Origin of the sequence: Brevundimonas fluminis, from assembly GCF_003934285.1 — a bacterium.
Lineage (GTDB): Bacteria > Pseudomonadota > Alphaproteobacteria > Caulobacterales > Caulobacteraceae > Brevundimonas > Brevundimonas fluminis.
This window is the reverse complement of sequence record NZ_RQWJ01000003.1, coordinates 295,421-317,461: the sequence shown is the minus strand read 5'-3', so window position 1 is coordinate 317,461 and position 22,041 is coordinate 295,421. Positions and strand designations below refer to the sequence as shown.

The 22,041-nt window shown below is 70.5% G+C and carries 23 protein-coding genes and 1 pseudogene; 8 read left to right on the top strand and 16 right to left on the bottom strand.

What is annotated here, in order from left to right; translation table 11 throughout:
* Positions 1-40 precede the first annotated feature (40 nt).
* Positions 41-1,252: a phage major capsid protein gene (locus EFJ44_RS06460; RefSeq protein ID WP_125256381.1), complete on the bottom strand. Its 1,212-nt coding sequence runs from the start codon at positions 1,250-1,252 to the stop codon at positions 41-43.
* A 159-nt stretch (positions 1,253-1,411) separates the two neighbouring features.
* On the opposite strand from EFJ44_RS06460, the gene EFJ44_RS06455 reads away from it, so the two are divergent.
* On the top strand, positions 1,412-2,242 hold the full coding sequence (locus EFJ44_RS06455) for a hypothetical protein (RefSeq protein ID WP_125256380.1): 831 nt from the start codon (positions 1,412-1,414) through the stop codon (positions 2,240-2,242).
* Here EFJ44_RS06455 and EFJ44_RS06450 read toward each other — a convergent pair.
* The 7 genes and pseudogenes from EFJ44_RS06450 to EFJ44_RS06420 all read right to left on the bottom strand — a co-directional run.
* A complete protein-coding gene (locus EFJ44_RS06450; RefSeq protein ID WP_125256379.1) occupies positions 2,223-2,654 on the bottom strand; it encodes an HK97 family phage prohead protease in 432 nt (143 codons plus the stop codon). The genes EFJ44_RS06455 and EFJ44_RS06450 overlap by 20 nt on opposite strands.
* Positions 2,651-2,875 (bottom strand): hypothetical protein, encoded by a 225-nt coding sequence (locus tag EFJ44_RS06445; protein WP_125256378.1) that lies wholly within the window; start codon positions 2,873-2,875, stop codon positions 2,651-2,653. Before EFJ44_RS06445 ends, EFJ44_RS06450 begins: the two co-directional genes overlap by 4 nt.
* Positions 2,872-4,020, bottom strand: coding sequence for a phage portal protein (locus tag EFJ44_RS06440; RefSeq protein WP_125256377.1), 1,149 nt, complete (start codon positions 4,018-4,020; stop codon positions 2,872-2,874). Before EFJ44_RS06440 ends, EFJ44_RS06445 begins: the two co-directional genes overlap by 4 nt.
* Before the next feature lie 14 nt (positions 4,021-4,034).
* Positions 4,035-5,147, bottom strand: a complete 1,113-nt coding sequence (locus tag EFJ44_RS06435; protein ID WP_125256376.1) for a DNA-packaging protein — start codon at positions 5,145-5,147, stop codon at positions 4,035-4,037.
* The gene (locus tag EFJ44_RS06430) at positions 5,092-5,658 is read right to left on the bottom strand and encodes a hypothetical protein (RefSeq protein ID WP_125256375.1); all 567 of its coding nucleotides are present in this window, start codon (positions 5,656-5,658) and stop codon (positions 5,092-5,094) included. The genes EFJ44_RS06435 and EFJ44_RS06430 overlap by 56 nt, the downstream gene beginning before the upstream one ends.
* A 41-nt stretch (positions 5,659-5,699) precedes the next feature.
* Complete coding sequence (locus EFJ44_RS06425; RefSeq protein WP_164511871.1) at positions 5,700-8,111, bottom strand: PAS domain-containing protein; 2,412 nt, start codon at positions 8,109-8,111, stop codon at positions 5,700-5,702.
* Positions 8,112-8,145: 34 nt separating this feature from the next.
* Positions 8,146-8,613, bottom strand: a pseudogene (locus EFJ44_RS06420) (YcgN family cysteine cluster protein); the annotation flags it as partial.
* Between the two features lie 108 nt (positions 8,614-8,721).
* Between EFJ44_RS06420 and EFJ44_RS06415 the strand changes: the two are divergent.
* A complete protein-coding gene (locus tag EFJ44_RS06415) occupies positions 8,722-10,551 on the top strand; it encodes an ABC-F family ATP-binding cassette domain-containing protein (protein ID WP_125256372.1) in 1,830 nt (609 codons plus the stop codon).
* A 1-nt stretch (position 10,552) separates the two neighbouring features.
* On the opposite strand, the gene EFJ44_RS06410 is transcribed toward EFJ44_RS06415, so the two are convergent.
* Positions 10,553-10,828 (bottom strand): hypothetical protein, encoded by a 276-nt coding sequence (locus tag EFJ44_RS06410; RefSeq protein ID WP_125256371.1) that lies wholly within the window; start codon positions 10,826-10,828, stop codon positions 10,553-10,555.
* Between the two features lie 693 nt (positions 10,829-11,521).
* Between EFJ44_RS06410 and EFJ44_RS06405 the strand changes: the two genes are divergently transcribed.
* The 6 genes from EFJ44_RS06405 to EFJ44_RS06380 are packed head-to-tail and all read left to right on the top strand — an operon-like array spanning position 11,522 to position 16,724.
* Positions 11,522-12,091, top strand: coding sequence for a hypothetical protein (locus EFJ44_RS06405; RefSeq protein WP_125256370.1), 570 nt, complete (start codon positions 11,522-11,524; stop codon positions 12,089-12,091).
* A gap of 37 nt (positions 12,092-12,128) precedes the next feature.
* Positions 12,129-13,154, top strand: coding sequence for an ABC transporter substrate-binding protein (locus EFJ44_RS06400; RefSeq protein WP_125256369.1), 1,026 nt, complete (start codon positions 12,129-12,131; stop codon positions 13,152-13,154).
* Entirely contained in the window at positions 13,147-13,899 is a 753-nt protein-coding gene (locus tag EFJ44_RS06395; protein ID WP_125256368.1) for an ABC transporter ATP-binding protein, read from the top strand. Before EFJ44_RS06400 ends, EFJ44_RS06395 begins: the two co-directional genes overlap by 8 nt.
* Positions 13,896-14,669, top strand: coding sequence for an ABC transporter permease (locus EFJ44_RS06390; protein WP_241209697.1), 774 nt, complete (start codon positions 13,896-13,898; stop codon positions 14,667-14,669). The genes EFJ44_RS06395 and EFJ44_RS06390 overlap by 4 nt, the downstream gene beginning before the upstream one ends.
* 58 nt (positions 14,670-14,727) lie before the next feature.
* Complete coding sequence (locus EFJ44_RS14060) at positions 14,728-15,639, top strand: hypothetical protein (protein WP_164511870.1); 912 nt, start codon at positions 14,728-14,730, stop codon at positions 15,637-15,639.
* Positions 15,636-16,724 (top strand): DUF2336 domain-containing protein, encoded by a 1,089-nt coding sequence (locus EFJ44_RS06380; protein WP_125256366.1) that lies wholly within the window; start codon positions 15,636-15,638, stop codon positions 16,722-16,724. Before EFJ44_RS14060 ends, EFJ44_RS06380 begins: the two co-directional genes overlap by 4 nt.
* A gap of 62 nt (positions 16,725-16,786) precedes the next feature.
* Here EFJ44_RS06380 and EFJ44_RS06375 read toward each other — a convergent pair whose 3' ends face one another.
* The 7 genes from EFJ44_RS06375 to cysK form a co-directional block, all read right to left on the bottom strand.
* On the bottom strand, positions 16,787-17,215 hold the full coding sequence (locus EFJ44_RS06375) for a Ros/MucR family transcriptional regulator (RefSeq protein ID WP_125256365.1): 429 nt from the start codon (positions 17,213-17,215) through the stop codon (positions 16,787-16,789).
* A 153-nt stretch (positions 17,216-17,368) separates the two neighbouring features.
* A complete protein-coding gene (locus EFJ44_RS06370) occupies positions 17,369-18,586 on the bottom strand; it encodes a DUF2336 domain-containing protein (protein ID WP_125256364.1) in 1,218 nt (405 codons plus the stop codon).
* 25 nt (positions 18,587-18,611) lie between these two features.
* A complete protein-coding gene (locus tag EFJ44_RS06365; protein WP_125256363.1) occupies positions 18,612-19,181 on the bottom strand; it encodes a hypothetical protein in 570 nt (189 codons plus the stop codon).
* Between the two features lie 10 nt (positions 19,182-19,191).
* A complete protein-coding gene (locus EFJ44_RS06360; RefSeq protein ID WP_125256362.1) occupies positions 19,192-19,812 on the bottom strand; it encodes a TetR/AcrR family transcriptional regulator in 621 nt (206 codons plus the stop codon).
* The gene (locus EFJ44_RS06355) at positions 19,809-20,363 is read right to left on the bottom strand and encodes a DUF5655 domain-containing protein (protein ID WP_125256361.1); all 555 of its coding nucleotides are present in this window, start codon (positions 20,361-20,363) and stop codon (positions 19,809-19,811) included. Before EFJ44_RS06355 ends, EFJ44_RS06360 begins: the two co-directional genes overlap by 4 nt.
* Positions 20,364-20,434: 71 nt before the next feature.
* Positions 20,435-20,926 (bottom strand): hypothetical protein, encoded by a 492-nt coding sequence (locus EFJ44_RS06350; protein ID WP_125256360.1) that lies wholly within the window; start codon positions 20,924-20,926, stop codon positions 20,435-20,437.
* Between the two features lie 65 nt (positions 20,927-20,991).
* On the bottom strand, positions 20,992-21,969 hold the full coding sequence (gene cysK, locus EFJ44_RS06345; protein ID WP_125256359.1) for a cysteine synthase A: 978 nt from the start codon (positions 21,967-21,969) through the stop codon (positions 20,992-20,994).
* Positions 21,970-22,041: the final 72 nt, after the last annotated feature.

Below are 22,041 nucleotides of genomic sequence, written 5' to 3'. Positions count from 1 at the left end.
CCCTGACGACTACCGACTGCTGCCTGAGCCCGCGCGAGCGTCAGCTCGCGGCGAACTTCATCACCTTGATCGCGTCGAAGTTCTGCACCCCGCCGCCCACGCGCTTCGTGGTGTAGAACAGCACGTACGGCTTGGCCGAGTACGGGTCCCTCAGCACCCGCACGCCCGCCCGGTCGACGATCAGATAGCCCTTCTGGAAGTCGCCGAACGCGATCGACAGACTGTTCGCCGCCACGTCCGGCATGGTCTCGATCTCGGTGACCGGATAGCCCAGCAGCGACGCCGTCTCGCCCGGTCGTCCCGCCGGCTGCCAGACGTAGTTCCCGTCCGCGTCCTTGAACTTGCGCACGGCCGACACCGTCTTGCGGTTCATCACGAACCGCCCGTTCGGCCGGTACTGGGCCTTGGGCGCGTAGATCAGGTCGATGAGCCGATCGACCGGGCTGGCACTCGCGAAGGCGCCGGCCGCCCCGGAGGCGACGTAGCCGATCTCGCCCCACTCCGCGTCGGCGTCGGCCACCGCGTCATAGGCCAGGAAGCCCCTGGGCTTGTTGACCCCGTCGCCGGCCACGAACGCCTGCGTCTCCTGCGCGGCGAAGGCGTCCTCGACCTCGCTCGCCAGCCAGTCGTCCAGGTCCACCAGCGCGTCGTCGAGCAGCGCCTGCGTCGCCGCCGGGCAGGCGTAGAGATCCGCCGACGGGAACTCCAGCAGGGCCAGCGTCGCCGGATCGGTCTCCGGCCGCGCCGCCGTCTCGGCCACCCAGCCCGCCTCGATCCCGGCGATCGACACCGGCTTTCTGAACACGCCCGACGCCACCGTTCGCACCGTGGCGATCTCCCGCATCGGGCTGGCCGCCATCAGCCGCCGCTCGATCGCCCGCTCGGTCTGCTCCGGCACGACGTGCCCGGCCGAGTTCGACGCCGTCGAAAGGCCCGCCTTCACCTCCAGCCCGAACCCCGACCGCATGTAGTCGGCGAAGCCGCCGGCGTCGCCGCGCGGCGCCGGTCCCTTGACCTCCAGCTCCGGCCGCCGCGCCTCCGACACCACGCGATCCAGCCGCGCCTGCGCCCCGGCCACCGCCGCGTCGATGCGCGCCACCTTCTCCTCCAGCAACGCGTCCGCCGCCGACTTCCGCTCGATCTCCGCCAGCCGCTGGTCGTTCGCGTCCCTGAACGCCTCGAACGCCGCCATCACCGCGTGCAGCGCATTCCCCGCCTCGGGCGAACCCGAGACCTGCTTGGTCTCTTTCATCTGTGCTCCAGCTTCAGAAAAGGGCGGCCCGATCTGTGGCCCGCCGTCGTTTCCCTCCCCTTGAGGGGAGGGTGGTCGCGCAGCGACCGGGTGGGGGCGCCCCGGCGATGCGGAGCGCCGACCTTCTCAATCCCCGCCGTTCCCGGTTAGGGTGCGCCGATGCGCGACGCCTTCACCCCTCTCGAACGCGCCGCGCTTGACGGCCTTGCGTGGGAGCTGTCCGCCGTCGCGCCCGACCTCGCCGGCCAGATCGCCGAGAGCCTGCCCGGCCAGCGCCGCGTCCAGGGTCCGGTCTTCCTCACCGAGACCATCGTCGACCGCCAGCGCCCGAACCCGCCCGAGGTGACCCACGGCCGCCTCGGCACGATCCACGTCCAGATCGACCACCTCGAGCACCCGATCGCCTTCCAGGCCGAGCTCGTGAACGGCCGCCTGATCGCCCTGCACGGCGACGCCTACGGCCAGGACCTGACCCGCGTCGACCTGACGGGCGACGTCGTCGACCAGGTCTTCCGCCTCCGCGACGACGGCCATCCGGTCCCCTACGACCTGCGCGACCGCGCCGACGCGCTCCGCGAGGCCAGCCCGCTGCGTCGCCTCCAGGCAAACCCGGATCCCTCCGATCACGCGCCGCGCGTCCCGGCGCCGGAGGCGCCTTCCAACGTCGCTTTGGACGTGCTCTTCGGCAAGAAGGCCGACGCGGCGCCGAAGCAGGCGCGCGCTCATTCCGGGCTCGCCGCGCAGGCCGTCTTCGGCCGCGGCCTCGAGGCCCCGCCACCCCTTGACCCCGGCGAGCCGACGGAGGCCGATCTCGCCACCGTCCGCGTCGGCGTCGTCGTCCTCGCCGGCGTCCTGTTCGGCATACTCGTCTTCCTGGCGGACCTGCCCTTCATCTTCGCCGGGATCGTCGTGTTCTGGACCGCCCGCATGGCGCTGCAGAAGACCGCCGTGGAGTCGATCGCGCGGGGTCTTAGCCGGCGGCGCACCTGAACCTCGCCCCCGGCAGCATCGGGAAGGTCACCAGCGAGACCTCCCACAGGTCCACCTCGACCAGCACGCGCAGCCGCCCCTCGCGCCGCGCCCGCACGCTGCGGAACCCGATCGACAGCCCGTCCATCGCCCCCGCCCGGCTCAACGCCCGCGCGAACCGCGCCTCGGGCGACCAGTCGAAGATCCGTCCCCGCACGAACAGCCCGACCTCGTCCTCGCGCACCTCGTCCCACACCCCCACGGGGGCCCGGCCCTCGTGCTGGTGCAGCATCTTCACCGCGCCGACGCCGCCCTTGGCCAGGCTGGTCGCGAAGGCGCCGCGCGCCACCACGTCCCCGTTCAGATCGGCCATGCCCCACAGCGAGGCATGACCCTCGATCAGCAGTCCTGCGTCGACGACCGCGCTCGTCATCCGCCCTCCAGCCTCCGCTCGATCCGCTCCAGCGCCCGCCGCGTCGCGACTCCCTGCTCCTCCAACCGCGCCAGCCGCTCGGCCACCAGCCGCTGCTCGTCGACCCGCTGCTCCAGCGCCCCGATCCGGGCCGCCGCCCCTCCGGCCCACACCAGCCCGCCGACCGTCTGCACCGCCAGCGCGCTGATCAGGGCCACCGGCCACCTGCGCCCTTCGCTCATGCCCCCAGCCCCGCCATCGCCCGCCTTTCCTCCGGCGTCAGGAAGCTGGCCGCCTCCAGCCGGGCCCAAAGCGCGTCGCGCTCACCCGACAGCGCAGGGACCTGGTCCAGATCCGGCGCGATCCGCAGCCCCGCGAACCGGCCGCCCAGCCACCCCGTCAGGGCCGCCGCCGTCTTCCGCACCAGCGGAACGACCGTCCCGCGCCAGAAGGCCTGGTTGGCCTCGCGATAGTTGGCGTAGGTCGCATCGCCGGGGATGCCCAACAGCTGCGGGGGCACGCCGAACGCCAGCGCGATCTCGCGCGCCGCCGCGTGCTTGCCGGCGATGAAGTCCATGTCGGCGGGCGTCCAGCTCATGGGCTTCCAGTCCAGCCCGCCTTCCAGCAGCAGAGGCCGTCCGGCGTTCGCCGCCCCCATGTGCGCCTCGACCATCTCCGCCTTCAGGGCGTCGAACTGCTCGGCCGTCAGCCGTTCCCCGTCCTTGGCCCCGAACACCAAGGCGCCGCTGGGCCGCGCCGCATTGTCCAGCAGCGCCTTGTTCCAGGCGCCCGACGCATTGTGCACGTCGATGGCGAAGGCCGCCGCCTCCAAGGGCGAGAGCCCGTAATGATCGTCCGTCGGGTGAAACAGCTTCAGCTGCATCACCGGAGCCCAGCCGTCGGCCGCCCGCGCGATCCGCACCGAGCGTCCGTCCACGGAATATTCCCAGGTGTCGGCCCAGCCGCCCCGCCCGGGCACGACCTTCATCCGATCGGGCCGCAGCGCCCACAGCTCCTCCGGCGCCGCGTCGCCCACCGCCTCGACATAAGCGTTGCCCGCCGTCTGCAGCTGGGCATGCAGCCCTTCAAGGAACTCCACGCCCGACTGCTCCGCGTTCGGCTGGTCCAGCAGCCGCGCGACCGGATCGTCCGTCTCCGCCCGCACGCCGTCGCGGAAAACGACCAGCGGCGTCGACGCCGCCGCCTCCGCCACCATGCGCACGCAGCGATAGGCGACGGCGTTCTTGCCGAACCCCTCGCTGGCCAGATGGGCATAGTCGCGCGGCGTCCACCGCGGCCGCCCCGCCCCGGTCAGCGCCATGATCGCGCCGGTGCGGCTCGCCTTCGCCTCCGGCGGCCGCGGCCGCAACGGGTTCCACATCCGCATGTCCTCTCGTTCTCTCAGAAGGTCCGCACGCGCGGTCCCGCCCGCCGCGCCTCGACCAGCAGGTGGGTCACCGCCCACACCAGGGCGTCGGCTCTGTCCGGGCTCGCCCCGCCCTCGCCCAGCGCCATCATCTCTTCTTCCAGGGCCGGGAACTCGCCGCAGTGCACGACCCGGCCCTGCTCATAGAGGGCCGCCACCGGCTCGGCCCGCGCCCGCTTGGCCCGCCCGGCCCAGACCAGCCGGATCGGCGCCGCGCAGCCCGCCTGCGCCAGCAGGGTCCGCACCATCTCGCCGCCCTGATTGGACTCCGCCACCACCGTCTGCGCGTCATGCCTGACCACCGTGGCGGCGACGTGCGCAGCCCACCCCGCCGGCGAACGCCCCCGCACCGTGGCGTCCTCCAGCACGAAGACCTGTTCGTCCCTCCGCCCCACCACCACGATCCCGCAGGCGTCGCCGTGCGCCGTGGCCGGCGGATCGACCGCCACCACGACCCGATCCATCCGTGCCGGCCTGGCGCCTCGCGCCCGCCTCAGGTCCTCGATGCGGAACAGGGCGCCGTCGCTCTCGACGATGACCCCTTCCAGCTCCTGCGCCTCCAGCCGCGTCCCGCCGTACAGCGACCTCAGATGCGCAAGGAACCCGGGCGACAGGTTCGCCGAATTGGCCGCTGTGGGCGCCACTTCACGGACCAGCGCGGGCTCCGCCAACAACCGCCTCAACGCCGCGATCGGCCGGGGGGTCGTGGTCACCGTCAGCCGCGGCCGCTCGCCCAGCCTCAACCCCATCCTCAAATTGGCCAGCACCTCGTCCGGCTTTCGCCACGCACAGAGTTCGTCGGCCCACGCCGCATGAAACTGCGGCCCGCGCAGACTGTCCGGATCCTCGGCGGAGAAGGCATAGGCGACGGTCCCGCCCGGAAACACCAGCCGCCGTCGCCCGGCCTCCCAGCGCGGGCGTCCCTCGCCGCGCCAAAGTGCTTTGACGCCGGACGGCCCCTCCACCATCACCTCACGCACGTCGTGCAACGTAGGCCCGACCAGCGCCAGGGTCAGGTCGTTCGTCCTCGCCTCATTCGCCAGCCAATGCGCGCCCGCGAAGGTCTTGCCCGATCCCCGCCCGCCCATCAGCAGCCAGGTGGACCAGTCCTCCAGCGGCTCCGCCTGATGCTTCGCCGGCTTCCGAAGCTCCGCCAGGATCCGCCTCGACTCGGCGATTGAAGGTCCAGCCCTCCCGCCGCTTGGCTTCCAGAACGGAATGTATTTCCGCGACTCTGGACTGCAGCTCGCGATGAAGCCGATCCAGTTCTTCGGGGTCGTCGGGTTCGGCTCCACGGTCGTCGTCGCTCATCTCCGCCTCGTCCTCGTCGTCCGGAGCCAGCGCGACGATCAGCTTCGCCGCACGCGCGATGTCGGCGATGAAGCGCACGCGTTTGCTCATCTCGCCGACGTCCTCGACGGGCACGGGCGTCGCCCGCAACCCCGCCACGCACTGATCCACGTCGGCGCGCAGGGCCAGAACCAGGCTTGCCGCCCAGTCCCGCGTCGCGCTGTTTCCTTTTCCGGCCATGTCGAAACCATAGCGCCCGACCGCACCCACGACGGCCGATTGCCTGAAGTATTCCATCAGGCCTTGCAATTACTCAGGTTTTCGTCGCCGGCTGACGTAATCGGGGCCTCTCAGCCAGCGCTTCTCAGCCCGTCCTCGCCGGGTTCGACCGTCACCGCGGCCATGGCCCGCAGCAGTTCTGCGATCTGGATCGGCTTGCCGACGTGGGCGTCCATGCCCGCCTCGCGGCAGCGCTCGGCCTGTTCCGGCTGCACGTTCGCGGTCAGCGCGATGATCGGCGTTCTCGCCGTGGAGCCGCCGCCCGCGCGGATCGCCCGCGTGGCGTCCAGCCCGTCCATGACCGGCATGTGCACGTCCATCAGGATGACGTCGTAGCCCCCCGTCCGCGCCGCCTCGACCGCCTGGGCCCCATCCTCCACCACGTCGACCGTCAGGCCCAGCCCGCCCAGGATGGCGCTGACCAGCTCGCGGTTCGCGGGCGCGTCGTCGGCGACCAGCACCCGCATCTCCAACGCCGCGCCTTCCGGAGCCTCCGGCGCCGCCTCCGGCGCCTCCGCCGCCGGCGCGGGCGCCTCGAACCAGAACGTCGAGCCCCGACCCGGCGCGCTCTCGGCGCCGATCTGGCCGCCCATCATCTCGACCAGCCGCCGGCTGATCGCCAGCCCAAGCCCCGTCCCGCCGTACAGGCGAGTCGTCGACGCGTCGGCCTGGGCGAAGCGCTGGAACAGCGCCGCCATCTTGGCCTCGGGAATGCCGATGCCGGTGTCTTTGACCTCGACCCTCAGACGCCCGTCGCGCCAGCTGGCGCACAGCCGGATCTCGCCGTCCGTGGTGAATTTCGCCGCATTGGACAGGAAGTTCAACGTCACCTGCCGCAATCGCCCGACGTCCCCCATCAACCAGGTCGGCGCATCCTCGGCCAACTCCAGCCTCAGCGCCGTGCCGCGCGCGGACGCCGATCCCTCCACCATCGCCGCGGCGGCGTCGATCATGGCGCGCAGGTCGAAGGCCATCGGCTCCATCTCGACCCGCCCGGCCTCCAGCTTGGAATAGTCCAGAATGTCGTTGATCACGCCCAACAGGCTGTCGCTGGCCGCCGCGATCCGCTCGACGTGCCGGCGTTCCTGGTCCGGCAGGTTGGGGCTGTCCTTCAACAAGCCGGCGAACCCGATCACGCTGGTCAGCGGCGTTCTCAGCTCGTGGCTCATGTTGGCCAGGAACTCCGACTTGGCCCGCGCGCCGGCTTCGGCCCGGTCGCGGGCCTCGACCAACTCGTCTTCCAGCATCTTGGTGGCCGTCACGTCGCGGACGAGGTCCTGGAACTCGATGGCGCGGCCCTCGGCGTCCCGAGTCGCCGTGGCCCGGGTCTCGAACCAGCGGATCTCGCCGGTCTTGGTCAATACGCGGTAGCGCCGGGTGTGGTGGGTGGCGCTCCGGTCCTTCGCGAACTCCCGGAAGCCGGCGATCATGTCGGCCACGTCGTCCGGATGGATCAGCGCGGTCACGGGCTTGCCGACCAGCTCGTCGGGCCGATACCCGGTCAGCGTCTCCACCACGGGCGAATAGTACCGCGTGGTCCCGTCGAAGCCGTAGGTTATGATGACGTCGGTGCTGCGCTCGGCCAGGAGGCGATGGCGCTCCTCGCTCTCCTGCAGTCGGCGCCGGCGTTCCTCTTCCTCGGTCACGTCGCGGAACACCCCGAACATGCCCGTGATGCGGCCGTCCGGCGCCCGCTCGCAGTCGGCGTGCGTCTCCACGAGCCGCATCTCGCCGTCGGTGCGGATCAGCCGCATCGTGAAGCGATAGCCGACGCCCTGGCTCAGTCCCCGCTCGATAGCCGCCATCAGCGGCGCCCGATCTTCCGGATGGTAGAAGCTCACCGCATCGTCATAGCTCGGGTCGAACGCGGTGCGCTCGACCCCGTGGATGCGATAGACCTCGTCGGACCACGTCACCGTCATCGTGGCCGCGTCCAGCCGCCACTGGCCGACGCCGGCCATCTCCTCGGCCAGACGCAGCAGTTCGAACCGTTCCGTCTGGCGCGCCAGAAGGTCCGCCTGATCGACGATCTCCGCGGCCATCCTCGCCAGCACGCGCAGGTTCTCGATCTCCGCCTCGCCCGGCGCGGGACGAGGCTTCACGTCCATGACGCCGATCGCCCCGACCGCCCGACCCTCCGCGTTCTTGATCGCCACTCCGGCGAAGAAGCGCAGAAATGGCGGCCCGACCACCATCGGATGCCCTGCGGTGCGCGGGTTCTCCAGGGAGTCCTCGACCACCAGGACGGCGTCGGGTCCCATGCCCACCACCATGTTCGTGACCGACAGATCGCGCGGAAGTTCCGACTGACCCAGTCCGACGTTGGACCGGAAGAGCGTCCGCTCGCCGTCGACGATGCCGACCATGGCGTGCTTCGTGCCGAACATCGCACAGGCCAGAGCCGTCAGCCGGTCGAACGGGCTGTCCAGATTGAGCGACTGCGTCGTCGCCTGTTTCGGCGATCTTGCACGGGCGTTTCCCATTCCGCCAGAATGCGACGGAATCCGGAAAAAATGGTTAGCGCGGCGGGGGTTGCGTTCCGCGCTCGGCGTTCCACTCCGGGGCCTCCAGGTCCAGCGCGTCCTCCTCCTCGACCAGCGTCGTCTCCGACACCGTCTGGTTGCGGATCGACACTCCGGCCTCATGAACCGTCGCCCGGCTGCCGCTGACCAGATGGTGCCACCAGGCCAGGTCGCGGCCTTCGTGCAGCCGGCGATACCCGCACGACTTCGGCATCCATTGGAGCGCCTCGATGTTGTGCGGCGTCAGCTGGATGCAGTCCGGCACGTGGGCCTTGCGGTTCGCGTAGTCCGAGCACCGGCAGGCGGCGGGATCGAACAGCTTGCAGTGCACCTTGGTGGGAATGACCTCCCCGGTGTCCTCGTCCTCGAACCGCACCAGGCAGCACAGCCCGCACCCGTCGCACAGGCTTTCCCACTCGGCGGTCGTCATTTCCTCGAGACGCTTGGACCGCCAGAAGGGCTGGTCCTCCCCGGCTCGTGGCGAAGGCGGATCGTCAAACGTGTTGGAGGCGGGGTCGGAAGGCTCTATGTCCACGCCCTCCCCATAGCCTCTCCGTCCCCGCAAAGCACCATGGCCGCGCGCCCGCCCCTCGTCGCCCTCAAGGACGTCCGCCTGCAGGACGGTCCGCGCCCCCTGTTTGACGGCGTCGATCTGGCGATCGAGCCACGCAGCCGCGCCGCCCTGGTCGGCCGCAACGGCGCCGGCAAGTCCACGCTGATGAAGCTTGTCATGGGACTGGTCGAACCCGACGCCGGCGACCGCTCGGTGCAGGCCGGCACCCGCTTCGCCTATGTGCCGCAGGAGCCCCTGATCACGGGCGACACGCTGCTCGACTACGCCGCCTCGGGCGCCGCGGAACGCTGGGACGCCGAAGCCTGGCTGACCACCTTCGGGCTCGATCCGCAGAAGCCCGCCGTGAACCTGTCCGGCGGCGAGACCCGTCGCGCGGCGCTGGCCCGGGCCTTCGCCGAGGCCCCCGACCTCCTGCTGCTGGACGAACCGACCAACCACCTCGACGTGCTGGCCATCGAGCTGCTGGAGAACGAATTGCTCCAGGCCCGCTTCGCCGTTCTGGTCGTCAGCCACGACCGCGCCTTCCTGAACCGCGTCACGGACCGCGTGCACTGGCTGGAGCACCGCCGCGTCCGCACGCTGGACAAGGGCTTCAAGGCCTTCGACGACTGGGCCGACAAGGTCATGGACGAGGAGGCGGAATCCCTGCGCCGGCTCACGAAGAAGATCGAGGCCGAGACCTACACCTTCTACCGCTCCATCACGGCCCAGCGGACCCGAAACGAAGGCCGGGCCCGCGCCCTTCAGGCCATGCGGGCCGACCGCGCCGAGCGCATGAAGGACCTGCCGAAGGACCTGAACCTCGGCGTCGACGCCGGCGTCTCCTCCGGCAAGCTGGTCGCCGAGCTGAAGGGCGTGTCCAAGAGCTTCGGCGACCGCGTCATCCTCAAGCCCTTCACCACCCGCGTCATGCGCGGCGACCGGCTGGCCATCGTCGGCCCCAACGGCGCGGGCAAGACGACTTTGGTCAAGCTTCTGCTGGGCGGGCTGCCCGCCGACACGGGCGCGATCCGCCTCGGCGCCAATCTCGACCCCGTCTACCTCGACCAGTCGCGCGAGGGGCTGAAGTCGGACATGACCCTGTGGGACGCCCTGACCCCCGGCGGCGGCGACAGCATCCTGGTCCGCGGCCACTCGAAACACGTCGCCGCCTACGCCAAGGACTTCCTGTTCCAGGAAAGCCAGCTGAAGCAGCCCATCTCGACGCTCTCGGGCGGAGAGCGGAACCGCCTGCTGTTGGCCCGCGCGCTGGCGAAGCCCGCCAACCTTTTGGTGCTCGACGAGCCCACCAACGATCTGGACATGGACACGCTCGACAAGCTGGAGGAGCTGCTGGAGGGCTACGACGGGACGCTGATCCTGGTCAGCCACGACCGCGACTTCGTCGACCGCCTCGCCACCTCCACCATCGCCCTGAACGGCCGCGGCGATCTGGTCGAGACCCCCGGCGGCTGGACCGACTTTCTCAGGCAGAACCCCGGGTTCCTCACGACATCCCCCTCCCCCGTGGGGGGAGGGTCGGCGGCGCGCGGCGACGCCGGGGTGGGGGGGACGCGGCACTCCACCCCGCAACCAGTCGACCGCAGACCCGCCAAGCTCTCCTACAAGGACGCCCGCCGCCTCGAGGAAGTCGAGCGCCTGATGGAAACCCTCCCCGCCGAGATCGCCCGGCACGAGGCCACCCTGGCCGACCCCGACCTCTACGCCCGCGACCCCGCCGCCTTCGACCGCGCCATGAAGGCCGCCGAAAAAGCCCGCGCCGACCTCGACGCCGCCGAGGCCGACTGGCTGGAAATCGAGGAAAAGAAGGCGGCGCTGGCGGGCTGACTCAGGTCGCGCTCAGCGAGAAGTCCAGCATCGCTTCCGGCTCCCCCACCGGCTCTTCATAGGGCTGGGACGCCGGCGGCAGCGGATTGCCGTAATCGTCCTCGAACAGGTAGTCGTAGCAGCCCGGCGAGGGCACGCCCTGAGCGTCATAGGTGCACGGCGTGGAGTCATAATAGCCCGTGCCGCAAGTGTAGCAGGGCGCGTTCATGTCGATGAGGCCGCAGCCGCTCATCGCTAGCGCGGCCCCCACGATCGCCGCCAGTCGAAGAATCCGCATGTCCATCTCCCCTTCTGAGGGGGCGATGAAACGGCGGTTTTCCAACCCGGGTCAAGCTTTTCGAACCTGACGGAGGCGCTGAAAACGGCCTTCGGCGGTCTTTCTGTGGAAATCTCAAGCACCGGAATCCGCGGGCCGAATTCCGTGCGTCCACAGATATACACAGGGTTATGCACCGATCGCGGGCGGCTTTCGCACAGCGGGGCGAGTTCGGGCGCTTGCCTCATAGCGGCTTTCGTCGGAACGTCAACGGGCCGAGGGACACGGCGGCGCGGAAAACCGGGGAGACCCGGGGCTCAAGGCGAACCGGCCCGGCTCTCTGACCCGACGCTTCGGAAGGTCTTCGGACCCGACGGGCGGGAGGCAGGAACCAGGCTCCCGAACTCAAAGGCTTCGGCCGGCGGGTTCACGGAGAACCGGATCGGGATCGACGGACGACGCGGGCTTGCCCCGTGGGACGCCGGAGACCCTGAGCGCGACAGGAAGCAGCCGACCTTCGTCGGGGTTCGCCCCGCCGCAGCGAGGCCAAGCTCCTGAACCTCAATGGCCAAGTCCAACCCGGACTTGGCGGGGGGACGAGGTAAACCGGTTCGCCGGGGAGCCTCGTCCCCCCGCTCAATTCCGGCGCAGGGCCGACTGGCGATTTCCTTCAGACGCGATACCGTGAAGCCTCCTGAGGGGGGGCTTCCGATTATGCGTTTCATAGCCGCCACAGCCGCCGTCCTGATCGCCGCCGGTCTGTCCGGCCACGCCGCCGCCCAGGACCGACCGGCCGCATACGCCAACGCCGAGGCCTGCCTCGACGCCAACGTCGACGCCGCCGTCGCCGCATCGTCGGGGGCTGCGGACGCGGCGGAGTTCCTGCTCGGCTACCTCTGCGCCGAGACAGTCTCCTACGCCCGGGCTTATCAACGCAACTCAGCGGCATTGGAGGGCGCCAAGGCGATGATGTCCGGAGTTTTCGAAGAGGCCGAAGCAGCAGCCGTACAAGCTGAAGATCCCACCGATCCCGACGCGGTCCAAGCTTGGGAAGAGTATGAAGAGGACTTCGGCGAGTTCGACCGTATGTTCGACGAAATCAATATCGACCCGGTGACCGGCGCAGTCGTGGTGTCTTCGACCCCCAACAATGCCATGGGCAAGGCCGTCGCGAGCCTGATCACTAATCAAATGGCACAGCTTGGGCCTGAAGCTGGCGACGACGTACCCGTGTTTCTTCGCCAGCGCGCCGGTCAACTCGTGTTGGCTCGCCGTTCCCGCTGACCTTCCCAAGCCCGCGCGCTCGCCCTATGCCTTGACCATGCGCCGCCTGACGTCTCCAGCCCTGCCCGACCGCCGCGCCATTCTGGCCGGGGGCGCGGCGCTGGCCCTTTCGGCCTGCGGCGGGTCGGAGCCCCAGGTCGACGACGAGGGCCGGGTCCGCATCCGCTTCGCCACCGACTGGCGGGCCCAGGCCGAGCACGGGGGCTTCTATCAGGCGCTGGCCTCGGGGGCCTATGCCCGGCGCGGTCTGAACGTCCAGATCGTCCAGGGCGGCCCCGGCGTGAACGTGCCCCAGTTGCTGGCCGCCGGCGCGGTAGAGCTGGGCATGGGCTCGAACAGCTTCATCCCGATGAATCTGGTCGCGGAAGGCGCCCCGGTGAAGGCCGTCGCGGCCTTTTTCCAGAAGGACCCCCAGGTCCTGATCGCCCACCCCGATCCGGCGCTGGAGAGCATCGCGGACCTGGCCGGACGGCCCTTCCTGCTGGCCGCCGCCTCGCGCGACGCGTTCTGGGTCTGGCTTAAGGCGAAGTACGGCTTCACCGACGATCAGGTCCGCACCTACAACTTCAACTCCGCGCCCTTCCTCGCCGATCCGCGCGCGGTGCAGCAGGGCTATCTGACCAGCGAGCCCTACACGATCCAGAAGGAGGCGGGGTTCGAGCCGCGGGTCTTCCTGCTGGCCGACGAGGGCTATCCCTCCTACGCCTGCATGGTGCTGGCTCCCGACCCCTTCGCGCGCGACAACGCCGCGGCGCTGCGCGCCTTCCTCGCCGCCTCGGCCGAGGGCTGGCGCGACTACATGCAGGGCGACGCCAAGGCCGCGGACGCCCTCATCCGGAAGGACAATCCGGAGATGACCCAGGACGTCCTCGATCAGGCCCGGGCCAAACTGCGCGAGAACGCGGTCGTTTCCGGCGGCGACGCGGCCCTCTACGGCCTCGGCACGATGACGGAGGAGCGCTGGCGCGACTTCTATCAGGTGGCGGCCGAGGCGGGAGTCTATCCGCCCGGGCTGAACTGGCGCGACGCCTTCACGACCCAGTACCTGCCGGGCCGTGGTTGAGAAGGGGCGCCCCATCGCCCTGCTTGAGGGGGCGACGGTCCGCTTTCCGGAACGCGCGGTCGGCCCCCTCGACCTGGCGCTGCTTCCCGGGACGATCACCGCCCTCGTCGGCGCCTCGGGCGCGGGCAAGTCCACCGCCCTGAACCTGCTGGCGGGCCTGCGTCGGCCCGATGAAGGCCGTGCCGTGCCCGGCGCCCGCGGTCGCGTGTCGATGGTGTTCCAGAGCCCGACCCTGCTGCCTTGGGCCGACGCCGTCAGCAACGTCTCCCTGCCGCTGGAGCTGGCCGGGACCCCGCGCACGGAGGCCCGCGCACGCGCCGGCGACCAGCTGGCGGAAGTGGGTCTGGGCGACCGTCTCAGCGCCTTGCCGCGCGAGCTGTCCGGCGGCATGGCCATGCGCTGCGCCCTCGCCCGGGCCCTTGTGACCCGTCCGGAGCTGCTGCTGCTGGACGAGCCCTTCGCGGCGCTCGACAGCGTCACACGCACGCGCCTGATCGACCTGACATGCCGCGTCTGGGCCCGCGCGGAGCGCGGCCTCGCCGTCGTTCTGGTGACGCATGACGTCCACGACGCCGCCCGCATGGCCCACCGCGTCGTGATCCTTGATCCCCGTGGTGCGGTCGCGGCCGACGTCGGCGGCGCCGGGCCCATCGGGGACGGTCTCCCCGCCGATCCCGATCAGACCCGCGACGCGGTCGCCCGCGTCGCCGCCGCCCTCGCCGCCACCATGGAGCCCGCGGCGTGAGCCGGGCCTGGACCGAGCGCCTCAGCGGCCTTCTCGCGGTCGTCGTCCTTCTGGCGGCGTGGGAGATCGGATGCCGCGTCATGGCCCCGCCCGCCTACCTGCTGCCGTCGCCGTCGGCGGTCGGCGCCGCCCTAATCGAGGCCTCGCCCCGCCTCGTGCCCTCTGCCGGCCAGACGTTTCTGCAGGCCGTCCAGGCCCTGCTGCTCGCCACCGTCGTAGGCGTCTCCGCCGCCGTCTCGGCGTCGATGCACACGACGGCGCGAGGGGCCCTGCGCCCGATCGCCACCCTGCTGCAGGTCACCCCCGTCGTGGCGATCGCGCCGCTGCTGATCCTGTGGGTCGGACTGGACCGCGCCGACCTGTCCGTCGTTCTGCTGGCCGCGACCATCGCCCTGTTCCCGTTGTTCTCCGCCACCCTGACCGGCCTGACCTCCGCCGATCCCGATCTGGAGCGGCTTTTCGACCTGCACGGCGCCCGGCCGCTGGACCGGCTGCTGCGCCTGCGCCTGCCCTCGTCGCTGCCCTTCATGGTCGAGGGCCTGCGCATCGGCGCGGGTCAGGCCATCGTCGGGGCGGTCGTCGCCGAGTTCGTGGCCGGCACCGGCGCCACCCAGGGGCTGGCCTGGCGCATCCTCGAAGCCGGCAACCGCCTGCGCACCGCCGAACTTCTGGCCGGGCTCGCCTGGCTCGCGATGATGGGCCTGATGCTCAACCTCGTCCTCGGGGCGCTGGAAAGCGCGGTCAGACGGCGGTTCGGCCTGACGCGTTAACGCCCGCGCAAGCCCGACGCGCCTAGGCTTCCGCCCTGTTCCGCCGGGAGTCCGCCGCGTGCCCAGATCCCTGCTCATCGGCGTCGCCGCCCTCACGGCCCTGTCGGCCGTCCCCGCCCGCGCGCAGGATCGCGACGACCGCCCCGCGCTGCGCCGCCTCGAGTGGGCCGGCCGCCCCGCCGCCACGACCGCCGAAGCCCGCGGCGTCCGCGCCGTCATCCCCCATGCGGGCGCCGAGCCCAGCCGCGTCGCCCTGCGGCCTGCCCAGCCATGGCGCCCGACCGCCGGCTCCGTGGATGGCCGCCCGGGACTGACCCCCGCTTCCGCCTTCTCGGGCGCCGCCGCGCCGGCGCCCGTCTGGACGCCGCCCGCGGCCGAGTTCGCGCCGCCGCCTCCGAGCGCGGAACGACGGCCCACGCCTCCGCCTCAGCCGGCCCCCCGGTCGGAATCCGCGCCCCGCCCGGCTCCTGCCGCCGTACTGCCCGCCCCGACGCCCGCCTCCGAACTCCAGCCTCAGACCCGCCTGGTCCAGCCGTCGCCCGTCGCGCCCCAGCCCCGGCCGCAGACGCCGCAGCCGGTCGCCGATGAACCTTTGGATCCCATGGCGCCGCGACGCGACGCCCCCATCTTCCGGGTCCCGGGCGCTCGCCAGCCGGCCGCGCCGGTGGCCGCTCCCTCTTCCGGCGCCGGAACCGAGGCCGCGCCCGCCCAGCCCCGGCCCGAGCCGTCGTCGGTCCCGCCCGCCCGCCAGCAGGGCGCCCGGTACTACTCGGTGCACCGCCAGAACGGCCGCGCGCCCGATCCGACCGTCCTGCCCGAACCCGTCTGGCTGGACCGCATGCCGGTCGATCTGGACTCCGCGCCGCGGTCCGAGGACCTCGCCGCTCCTCCGGAGACGCCGCAGATGATGCGCGGCGCGGACGGACGGATGCGCCCGGTCCAAAGCGCCCAGCACGACCCGATCCCGTGACGGCCGTCGTCTCGCGCCTTCCAGATCTGATCGCGCTGGCGGAGGAAACCTCCAGCGACAAGCGCCGTGCGCTGCTGCGCGAGCTCAGCGACCAATTCTTCGGCCCGGTCGAACCGACCGCCACCGAGACCGCCCTCTATGGCGACGTCCTGGGCAGGCTGGCCGCCGACATGGAGACGGCCGTCCGCGCCGAGCTGTCGACGCGCTTCGCCTCCAGCCCCCAGGCCCCGCATTCGCTGATCCGCCGCCTGGCGTCGGACGAGCCCGAGGTGGCCGAACCCGTCCTGCGCGCCTCGCCCGTCCTGACCGAGGCCGACCTTCTGGACGTGGTCCGTTCCAAGGGGCAGGCCCATCTTCGCGCCGTCTCAGCCCGCGAGACCGTGCCCGAGGCCGTGTCGGACGTCATCGTCGAACGCGGCGACGACGAGACCCTGGGAACCCTGCTGGGCAACGAGGGCGCGTCGCTGTCCCGTCGCGCATCCGAGGCCGCCGTAGAGCGCGCCAAGGGCAATCCCGCCCTTCACGCCGCGGCGGTCGAGCGCAAGACCCTGCCCCCCGACCTGCTGAACGAGATGTATTTCGTGGTCGAGGCCCGCCTTCGGGCGCGCATCCTCGAGCAGAACGCCCGCATGGATCAGGCCCTGCTGGAAAGCGCGCTGAGCGCCGGCCGCGCCCGTCTGGCCGAGGTCGACGGCGCCCTGCCCGCCGACTATTCCGCCTGTCTCGCCTACGTCGACGAGATGCGAGCCGCCGGGCAGCTGACCCCCCAGATGCTGGCGCGCTTCCTGCGCTCGGGCTCGAAGACCAGCTTCCTGATCGCCCTGTCGCAGCTGGCCGACGTCGATTTCCATACCGCGCGGGGCATCATCGAGCGCCAGGATCTGGACGCGCTCGCCGTCATCTGCCGCGCCGCCGACCTGGACCGCGCCCTGTTCCTGACCTACGCCGTCGTCCTGCTGAACACCGACGGCGACGCCATGGGCAAGGCCCACGCCTACGCCCGGATGTACGCCGAACTCGGTCGCGACGCCGCGCTGCGGACGCTGAGGTTCTGGAAGGCGAGACGCGCGGCGCAGGCGGCGTGATCCAAAGAAAAAGCCCGCCGGATCGCTCCGGCGGGCCTCGTCTTTCCAGCTTTCGCTGAGGCTTACTTCTTGGCGCGGCCGGCGCGGGCGGGTTTGCGGCCGCCCTGGCCCAGGCCCATCTGCTTGGCCAGGTCCGAGCGGGCCTTGGCGTAGTTCGGGGCCACCATCGGATAGTCCTTGGCCAGGCCCCACTTGGCCCGGTATTCCTCGGGCGACATGTCGTACTTGGTGCGCAGGTGGCGCTTCAGCGACTTGAACTTGCGGCCGTCTTCCAGACAGATCAGGTAGTCGGGCGTGATCGACTTGCGGATCGGCACGGCCGGTTCCTTGTTTTCCGGCTCCGGCTCGACCGCGCCGGTCGACAGCTGCGTCATGGTCGAATGGATCGTGCCGATCAGGGCGGCGACGGCGTCCGGCGACACGGTGTTGTTGCTGACGTAGGCCGAGAACATGTCGGCCGTCATTTCCAGCAGGTTCGCATTTTCTTCCATGAGCGGGGCCTTCTCCATCGCCGTCGCGCGGCGTTGCTGACCGGGATTCGGTCGCGTCAGGACTTTTCCCTAGTCCGCGTCGGCGCTGAAAGCAATGCGTGGGGGAGATGCTGACGCTGATCTGATCAGACTTGCCTCATTTCGGAACAACCATCAGCGCCCGAAGTCTTCCGCCAGCGCCAGCATGGCCGCCCGCTCCGGCGCCGAATATTCGTCCAGCGCCTCCATGTCGCCCTCGCGGATGGCCTTCATCAAGGCAGGCGTCAGCGCGGAGGACAGCGACCAGTTCCAGTATCGCAAAACGGTCTGGGCCCGGTCGACCGCCAGCATGTCGAAGGTCGTCTGCACCCGCGCCAGGTCGGGGTGCACGTGCCCGTCGGGCCCGGTCTCCGGCCGCCGGGTCGAACGCCACAGGGCCAGCAGGTCGTCGCGCCCCATGCCCGTCGCCTTGCACAGTATGGCCAGCGGCTCGCCGCCCACGTCGCCCAGGATCTTGGCCCCGGTCAGCGGCTTGATCCCGGCGAGATAGGCGATCTCCGAGGCGGTCTCGCGCGTGACCCCCGCCTGTCCGGCGGTCGCGACGGCATGCTCCAGACTCTCGAACGGACTCTTCTCGACCGCGGCGCGGTTCCTCTGGCGCCGCTCGATGAACTGCAGGGCCTTGCGCGAGACGGGATCGCCCCAACCCTCCGCCGCCGCCATGGGGAAGACGTCTTCCGAGACCTCCTGCAGAGGCTCCCGCGACACGGCGAACCTCTGCAGGATGGTGCGCCGCTCGTCGGGACCGACCCACCAGAACATCACATAGGCCCCGGAAGGCCGCAGCTCGGGCCGCCGGAGCAGATGGGGCGCCAGCTCGCGGTGGGTGCGGCTCAGCGCCACGGCGTCCTCCAGCGCCGGCTGGCTGAACCGCGCCGTCGGGTTGCGCAGCACCCTCTCGACGTTGGCCGGTTCGGCCGCGCGCACGATGGCCTCGACGACCACCTCGGGGACCTCGCGTCTGCCGGCGATCAGCCAGCGGTGGTCCGCCGAAGCGTCCAGCGCGCAGGACAACAGGTCGCTGTCCGACAGTGCCGGGCAGTTCTCGATCAGCACCGCCGCGATCTCGGGCTGATCCCGCAGCAGCAGCCGGGTGATGCTGTTGGGCAGCTCCGCCAGCGGCGCCAGCCTCTGGGCCACCCGCATGCGGTCCTCCGGCGTCGCCAGCCGCAGCATGTCGACCAGCAGGTCGCCCGTCACGGCGCGCTCGAAGGCGTTGATCCGGCTGGCCGGCAGGGACACGACGTCGGCCAGGCGCTTCAACAGCGCGTGGCGCGCCCTCAGCGTCGGCTGGGGCGGGGCGTCGTCCGGGACGGAAGCGGGCTCCGACATCGCGCGGGAGTCTGGGCCCGGCGGGTTAACCGGGGGTGGAGGCCGGCGCCAAGGGCGGCATGACCGGCACGGCACCGGGCGCCTCGCGATAGTCGAAGCCGCCCTTCTCCACCCATTCGCCGTTCTGCTGCTGGAAGCCCCGGCTGCGGTTCACTCCGTCCTCGCCCATGACGATGGTCGAACGGAGGGGGGCGAAGCCGTCCAGACCATGGACCGTCTCCTCCACCTCGAAGGCGCCCTGACCAATGGGGCGCATCGTGCCGGTCGTGTGGAAGCCGCCGGAGGTGAAATAGTGGAAGACGTAGGCCCCGGAGTCCTTGTCGCGGAAGATCACCGTCTCTCCGGCATAGGCGCCGTCCCCGACCGAATGGACCACGCGCACGGCATGGCCGCCGACGGCCCATTCCCACTTCTGCACGTCGACCACGCTGGCGTCCGGCACGCCCGTGCCGCGCCAGCTCTTGCCGATCAGATGCTCGAACGGGGCATAGGCGGCGCGTCCGACGCCGGGAGGCGGCAGCTCAGCCACCTGGGCGAACGCCGACGCGGCGAACGTCAGCGACAGCACGGCGGCGGCGATCATACGCAGTTTCATACCGGCATCCTCAGGCGATTTCGGGCCGGCGCGCGGCGCGGGCCAGAAGCATGTCGAAATGATCGCGAAGCATGGCCACGCCCCGGTCGAAGTAGGCGACGTCGCGATAGGTGCGGGCCTGCATGACGCCGCCCTCCATCGTCGTCAGCACGAACTCGGCCAGCGCGCGCCGGTCCAGATCGGCCGGCAGCCGGTCGCCCGCGGCGTCCAGACATTCGCGGATGGCGTCGGCCCAATTGGTGAAGTTGATCGCCAGCAGGTCGCGGACCGCGGGGTCCGCCTCGTGCAGTTCCAGCGCCAGCGAGCCGATCGGACAGCCGAAGGTGCAGTCCGTCTCCACGATCATCCAGTGATAGCGGTCCAGCAGGGCGAAGATCCGGTCGATGGGGTCGTCGACGCCTTCCCACGCCAGATCCAGCAGGTTCTCGCGGATGCCGTCGCGGTACCATTCCAGCACGGCGATCAGCACGTCCTGCTTGCCCGGGAACACGTGATACAGGCTGCCCGCGTTCAGCTGGGTGCGGCTCAGGATGTCGGCGATCGACGTCGAGTTGAACCCTTTGGCGAAGAACAGCTCCATGGCGGCCAGCACGATCCGGGTCCTGACGTCCAGCTTCTCGTTCGGGCTCATGCCGCTTCCCACGCCCGCTTGATCCAGCCCAGAACCTCGGCATCGACCTCCTCGGCCGAGCCGATGCGGATGCGGTGGCTGACCATGGCGTTCCACGATCCGGCCGCTTCCAGCCGTCCGGCGGGCTCGACCCCTTTCAGGACAAGTCCGACGTCCAGACGATCCTTCGTCGACGGCTGCAACAGAGCGAACTGCTTCGAGCGGCGCAGGGACATGTAGCCCTTCTTCGGCGCGAACTCGACGCCGCCCAGCCCTTCGACGAACCCCGCGGCCTTGTCGTAGGCCGGCCGCATCGCCGCCTTCGGCCCCGCGAACATCGCCTCCACCAGATCGTCGCCCGCCTGCGACCCGGCGTCCGAGGCCATGGCCTTGTGCGCCACCAGATTGGCGTAGCCGTGGGTCAGCCCCCGGTCGGCCTTCAGCCACGCCACCAACTGCCCGTGCTTCCCGTGCCCGGACGCCTTCGCCTCTGCGATCCAGTCGGCAAACGACCGGCCGGTGTTCGCTTCCAGATTGGCGATCATCTTCGCCGTCGCCGCGTCAACGTCCATCGCCGTCCTCCCGCGCCCCCGCATTGAACGCGCATTCAAGAACGAGAGTCAACGAGGTTTTGAGCGGACGTTCAAATCGTCGAGACGGCGGGCCTGAAACCCTTCCAGGCAAGGAAGCCGATCGTCGCGAACACGGCCAGGGTGACGCCCTGGGCCATGGCGAAGGGCGGCTCGGTCCCCGTCGGCGCGAGGGCGTTCAGCGCCGGAACCTTCAGGAACAGCTGCACCACCAGGACGAACACGTTCAGGTACAGCGACGCCACGGCGCCGATCACATAGACCTCGCGCCAGCGGCCGCGCATGCCCTTGCCGTATCGGGCCAGCAGGGTCGCGGCCATCACCAGCGTCGAGACGATCCCGACGCCCAGCGCGGGCGTGAAGCTGGTGATCGGGAAAAAGAACCCGGTCAGAAGGGTCACCAGCGTCGTGCCGAGGAAAACCGCCGTGGCGAACGGCGCCCGGTTCGAGGCGATCAGCTGCAGCATGACCCACAGGCCGACCGCGATCCCGACCAAGCTGATCGCCACGTGAAAGCTCTGAAGCGCCGACACTCCGAAGAACATGCCCTGCCCCCTGCCCGCGGAAGCGTCAGCATATCATCGTTCGCCCGAACGACGAAGTTCGCCGGTCACAGCCCCTCGAACAAGGCCGTCGACAGATAGCGTTCGGCGAAGCTGGGAATGATGGCGACCACCGTCTTGCCGGCGCTTTCGTCCAGGGAGGCCTGGCGGAAGGCAGCGACCAGGGCGGCGCCGGAGCTGATGCCCACCGGGATGCCCTCCACCGATGCGACCTTGCGGGCCATGGCGAAGGCGTCCTCGTTGGAGACCTGCTCGACGCCGTCGATGACCGAGCGGTCGACGATGGAGGGAATGAAGCCGGCTCCGATGCCCTGGATCTTGTGCGGCCCCGGCTCGCCGCCCGACAGCACGGGGGACGCGGTCGGCTCGACCGCGATCATGCGGACCGAGGCCTTGCGCGCCTTCAACACTTGGCCGACGCCGGTGATTGTGCCGCCGGTGCCCACCCCGGCGACGACCACGTCGACCTCTCCGGCCGTGTCGTTCCAGATCTCCTCGGCGGTGGTCTTGCGGTGGATCTCGGGATTGGCGGGATTGTCGAACTGCGCCGGCGAGACGGCGCCGGGCGTGGCCTCCAGCAGGTCCTGGGCCATCTGGATGGCGCCCTTCATGCCCTTTTCGGCCGGGGTCAGGACCAGTTCCGCGCCCAGCAGGGCCAGCATCTTGCGCCGCTCCATCGACATGCTCTCGGGCATGACCAGGATCAGCTTGTAGCCCTTGGCCGCCGCCACGAAGGCCAGGGCGATGCCGGTGTTGCCGCTGGTCGGCTCGATCAGCACGCTGCCGGGACCGATCTTCCCGACCGCCTCCAGCGCCTCGATCATGGCCACGCCGATGCGGTCCTTGACCGACGCGATCGGGTTGAAGAACTCCAGCTTCGCCAGCACGCGGCCCTTCGGCCTCAGCTCGGCCGACAGGCGCGGCAGTTCGACCAGCGGGGTGTCGCCGATGGTGTCGACGATGGAGGCGTAGACCTTGCCCCGGCCGGACTTCGTGTGGCGGGAAGCGTCATAGGCGCCGGTCATGGAAAGTCTCCGATCTGCGTGTCGACCAAAGATAGGGCTTGCCGGCCGATCGCAAGCGCACCAAGGCGATTT

Bases quoted from the DNA above. Each gene is read 5' to 3' on its own strand.
- EFJ44_RS06375 (WP_125256365.1), bottom strand. From the start codon at position 17,215: ATGGAAGAAAATGCGAACCTGCTGGAAATGACGGCCGACATGTTCTCG.
- EFJ44_RS06445 (WP_125256378.1), bottom strand. From the start codon at position 2,875: ATGAGCGAAGGGCGCAGGTGGCCGGTGGCCCTGATCAGCGCGCTGGCG.
- EFJ44_RS06435 (WP_125256376.1), bottom strand. From the start codon at position 5,147: ATGGGCGGGCGGGGATCGGGCAAGACCTTCGCGGGCGCGCATTGGCTG.
- EFJ44_RS06425 (WP_164511871.1), bottom strand. From the start codon at position 8,111: ATGGGAAACGCCCGTGCAAGATCGCCGAAACAGGCGACGACGCAGTCG.
- EFJ44_RS06440 (WP_125256377.1), bottom strand. From the start codon at position 4,020: ATGCGGATGTGGAACCCGTTGCGGCCGCGGCCGCCGGAGGCGAAGGCG.
- EFJ44_RS06450 (WP_125256379.1), bottom strand. From the start codon at position 2,654: ATGACGAGCGCGGTCGTCGACGCAGGACTGCTGATCGAGGGTCATGCC.
- EFJ44_RS06415 (WP_125256372.1), top strand. From the start codon at position 8,722: ATGGCCGCGCGCCCGCCCCTCGTCGCCCTCAAGGACGTCCGCCTGCAG.
- EFJ44_RS06455 (WP_125256380.1), top strand. From the start codon at position 1,412: ATGCGCGACGCCTTCACCCCTCTCGAACGCGCCGCGCTTGACGGCCTT.
- cysK (WP_125256359.1), bottom strand. From the start codon at position 21,969: ATGACCGGCGCCTATGACGCTTCCCGCCACACGAAGTCCGGCCGGGGC.
- EFJ44_RS06410 (WP_125256371.1), bottom strand. From the start codon at position 10,828: ATGCGGATTCTTCGACTGGCGGCGATCGTGGGGGCCGCGCTAGCGATG.
- EFJ44_RS06405 (WP_125256370.1), top strand. From the start codon at position 11,522: ATGCGTTTCATAGCCGCCACAGCCGCCGTCCTGATCGCCGCCGGTCTG.
- EFJ44_RS06365 (WP_125256363.1), bottom strand. From the start codon at position 19,181: ATGAAACTGCGTATGATCGCCGCCGCCGTGCTGTCGCTGACGTTCGCC.
- EFJ44_RS06400 (WP_125256369.1), top strand. From the start codon at position 12,129: ATGCGCCGCCTGACGTCTCCAGCCCTGCCCGACCGCCGCGCCATTCTG.
- EFJ44_RS06360 (WP_125256362.1), bottom strand. From the start codon at position 19,812: ATGAGCCCGAACGAGAAGCTGGACGTCAGGACCCGGATCGTGCTGGCC.
- EFJ44_RS06370 (WP_125256364.1), bottom strand. From the start codon at position 18,586: ATGTCGGAGCCCGCTTCCGTCCCGGACGACGCCCCGCCCCAGCCGACG.
- EFJ44_RS06460 (WP_125256381.1), bottom strand. From the start codon at position 1,252: ATGAAAGAGACCAAGCAGGTCTCGGGTTCGCCCGAGGCGGGGAATGCG.
- EFJ44_RS06350 (WP_125256360.1), bottom strand. From the start codon at position 20,926: ATGTTCTTCGGAGTGTCGGCGCTTCAGAGCTTTCACGTGGCGATCAGC.
- EFJ44_RS06355 (WP_125256361.1), bottom strand. From the start codon at position 20,363: ATGGACGTTGACGCGGCGACGGCGAAGATGATCGCCAATCTGGAAGCG.